Below are 4,350 nucleotides of genomic sequence, written 5' to 3' on the forward strand. Positions count from 1 at the left end.
ATCACCACCAGCAAAGGTAATTAAGTTCCAGCTCACACCCTTACTGTCAGTGTATTGACGCGTGACTTGCACTTGTTGCCCTTCGTACTGTTTAGTATGGTCAATATACTGCCACTTGAGATCATTACCATTCTGGTCTTTTGTTACAACACCGTAAGGTGCGTTAGCAAATAAGCCATCTTCTCGTAATGAGCTAGTGATGTAGGCAGTGTAGTCTGTGTTAACTCCAATATTCGACGACGAATCAATACTAATAAAGTTGTTAACATTAACATCATCAGGTCGTTGTGTTAATTGACGTCCATTACCTGATCCGGCGTCAAACTGGTACCATTTATCAGAATATATATCGTGCACGTAGGCGCCTTTAAGTTGGGCACCATTTGTGCCAAAATACTGCAAATTCGTGTTTAATTGTATTAAACCTTTTGCCATCGTACCATCGTTATTGAAATAGTAAATATTTTGTGTGTCATCTGAAATATACTGACTGGTTACCATTTCACCACGTGCATCGAAATAGTAGGTATTTCCCTGAACATCTTGACCAAAGCTGTTCCTTATTTCAACACCATTTGGCAGAATATAATATTTCTTAGAAGATGCGTTCACAGTTTTTAAAGGGCCACTCTCTTCAGTGGATTTCACCATATACCCGTCATTATCAAAATAGTACCACTCTCCGTTCCCATCCTCAACAAATGTGTTTTTTGCTTGATAGCCACTAATTGAATAGTACTTTATACCGATATCATCAACAATAAACCCAGTATTTGACTCTTGATTCATAAGCTGCTTGGGCAGACGAGAATACATATCATCGTTGCTAGAAACATTAAAATACTTATTAGATGCCCAGTCTTTTAAGACGTAGTTGATCCCTTTTCCCTGAATGTTAGAACCATTAAAATATTTAGCGGACCATTGTGTAATTCTAGTATTCGGATCAATCGTTTTTTTAGTAGAAATTTGTATTCGATCAAACAATGATTTAAATAATGGATTTTTTTGTAGCTCAGCTAAATACTTTCCACCATATATTGATTGATAATCAGTGCCACTGCTTTTTATATTCGCAGCATAAATAATATTTTGAATATCTGGATTTTCTGAATTAACACCGTATTTATCTGTTCTAATGACAGAAACTGCTTGTTCCAAAGGCATATTATAAAGTTGATCAGGAATAAAATCAGCCATTACTTGTATACTTGAACCATCATATGTTTTCTGAGCATGAAGAGATTTAATGGCATTTCTTAAGTCCTCATCTGTTCCGTATTTTGTAGGATTTTTAGAACCATCTGCTGCATTAAATCCTAAATCATAGCGGTCAGTAAACGCATAACCATTTTGAACAGTATCTACTGCGTCCAAAAATGAGCCGTCAGTACTTGATCGATATTGTGGCGCCATTTGGAAACTTGTAACACCCCATTTATTAAAGTCTGCAGCATGTTTTGCAATAATAACGTTGGCATATTCATCTGCCGAAGCATTTTTGGATGGGACAGTTTGAAAATTAGAAAATCCTTCATAGATAAGTTGAGAATCCAATGCAGCGTTAGAATGATAAACAGAATTATCATTATTTTTTTCAGTACTGGCTATGGTTCTAGCATCTTGTTCATCAGAAGCGCCTACCGGTACCCATACAGCTAAGTAACCAGATGTCTGAACAGTATCATAACCTTTTATCTCTGATGCATCAAACGTCAATTCACCTTTATCATTAGTTGTTTTATAAAGATTCTGTGGTACTTTACTGTCTGTTGCATATGCTACTATTCCCTGACTGTTAGTTAATAATAAAGGCCGGTATGCTTGATGTGCATGACTAATCCCCATGCTCAAAGTCACTTTATCGTTATTTAAATCCAAATTAGGATTATTACTGACAATAACACCAATGCCTTGATTACGTGTGTCAGAACTACCGTTATCCGTTGCAGACATCGCACCTTTTCCGTATCTGACACTAGTTAACACATCATTCTTATCTACGGAAAGCGATTGTCCACCTGATACAAATTTGGTACGTGCGGTAAGCAAACTCGTGATGGCATTGTAATAAGGCGTTTCATGAGCCATATACTTACCATTATCTGTAAATAAATCACCATAATAGACTCTTGGCACAGTATCTTTATTAGTTAACAAAATGGCATAAGCACTGGGCATGTTATTATGCGTATACTGCTTTTCTGAAGAAATCTTGTTCATGTCAGCATTATACTCTTTAAAAGCTTCGTCGTAGAGGGCACTATCCTTAGCCAGTAAAGCCTTATCAACAGTGGGATATAAATCAGGATGCTTATCAGAAATAATTTGGGCAATTATTGTCTGAACCTCACTATCATGAGCTCGAATAAAGCTGTAATTGGGTACGGCCTGATTGTAAGAATTATCAGCAGTTCGATGAACTAGCAGAGCATCTCTAGTAAAACTCTTCATAGGATCTCTACTAGTAATGGGTCTCGTTAATGATGCTAACAATTGGTTTTGCATCGTGGCATCCATAGTTAATTGGCTATTACCATTAACTTGTTGGTTATACCAAACGTCATTAGGAGACCAATCTTCTAAAATGTGAATGTGTTGATTCGCATTTTTATCGTTTTCTCCTACCTGATAAGCAGCTTTAAAATAATCGCCGGCAATCTGTAATAAGTCAGCATCAACATTATCTACTGCGTCAATTCGAATGCTATCAAAATTAGCTAAATGTGCTTCTGGATCCTGAGGCGCCGTTATCGTCCCAAAATTCATCAAATAATGTATCCAGTTTAGTTGTTCAGCTTGTACGATAGGATTAGAATTATCGACATCATTGCCTAATAATAGTTCATATCCCCAATCGTCTCCGCTGTACGGTTGGCTTGCATATGATATATGATTTCCCGTCTGTTGACTAGGTGTCCTGTTAATTAATCGGTTACCTTCTGCTGCATTTGCTTCAGGAACTAAGGGACTATTTGTAAAGATAAACGCCCCATTTTGCAAATGGTTAGTAGAGCCTGTTTCACTATCAATCATCCACCGTGGGTTGGTATCTACCAAGTTTCCCTGAATATCTTGGTGTTTGCTTTTAATAAAGCTTTTAATGGAATCGTCTAACCATTTTGTGCTTTTTTCAAGACTAATCTTTTTTTCAATGGCTTTTTGAACCATCAAAGCAGCATTATTTAAGTCTAATTGACTCGAGGCCCCCGTATATATTTTTTGATCACCCAGTCCTAGCGCAGACATATAGTTCAAATAATTCGCCTGCACTTCTTTATCAGGCCACCAAGTCATGAGCAGTGGCCTAAAATCAGTTTCTGTCGAAGGCTCCCACTTTGTGCCATTTCTTAAAATGTCGGTAGGTCGATACCATGAATTAGCAGTTAAAAAACCATCCACGTTAGTAAAACTTTTGGTATCATAAGACTTTGCAGCATTATGACTTGTAGCATCACTGTTTTGTGAAGTTAATCCTTTCTCAAACTGGTATTCAATGACACTTTGCCCAACGCCATCTAAACCAAAGTAAATAAATTCGTTGTTAAATACACCTGCATAGTTTCTTCTGCGGTGTCCCTGTTCATCAAAGTAATATTGCTTACCATCAATATTTTGAACGCCCGTTAACATCTTTCCACTAGCATCAAAATAGTAAACATTACCTGACAAATCAGTGGCTATACCACTTTTAATCTGATTTCCTTGCTCATCAAATCCTTTTGCTGTACCATCCAAAAATTCTACATTTTGTCTAGCGTATCCAGTTTGAGCATCAAAATAAATGTTTTTTCCATTAACTTGTTGAAAAGCACCTTTAACTTGCGCACCATCGGGACCAAAATATTGCGTCTTGTTGTTATCAGTTTTTAAACCAATAATCGCCTCGCCTTGGTTATTAAAGTAGTATGTTTTTCCTTGACTGTTAGTAACATAGCCTTCTTTTACCCGATTACCATTAGAATCGTAACCAACTAACTTACCAGCAACATCGGTCGTATAATCATCTGCGTAACCTAAGTTAGCATTGAAATAAATACGTTTACCGTTAACACTACGAAAATCTCCTTTAACTTGTTTGCCCGTTGTTTCATCAAAATATTGGAGATGATTATCAATGTTTTTAGGGCCAACAACTTGCTTCCCTTTCTTGTCCAGATAAACGTAATAGCCATCTTTCAAAATATAACGCCCACCAGTTATAGTTTCGGGAACCGAATCAGGGGCTTTTTCAAACTGTTTTTCTTGTAATTTACTGATTGCATCTGAAGCGTTAATACTAGTTTTGGTCTCTGGTACGACTGACTTGCTTGGTACATCAGTCGTTTTAACAGGAGCTGTTGTTGACTC

At 37.0% G+C, this 4,350-nt stretch carries 1 protein-coding gene; it reads right to left on the reverse strand.

Going from position 1 to position 4,350, the window contains the following annotated elements; genetic code table 11:
- On the reverse strand, positions 1-4,350 hold a 4,350-nt coding region (locus K5Q12_RS07050), incomplete at both ends, for a glycoside hydrolase family 70 protein (protein WP_220743113.1).

Origin of the sequence: Leuconostoc palmae, from assembly GCF_019656075.1 — a bacterium.
Taxonomy (GTDB): Bacteria; Bacillota; Bacilli; order Lactobacillales; family Lactobacillaceae; genus Leuconostoc; species Leuconostoc palmae.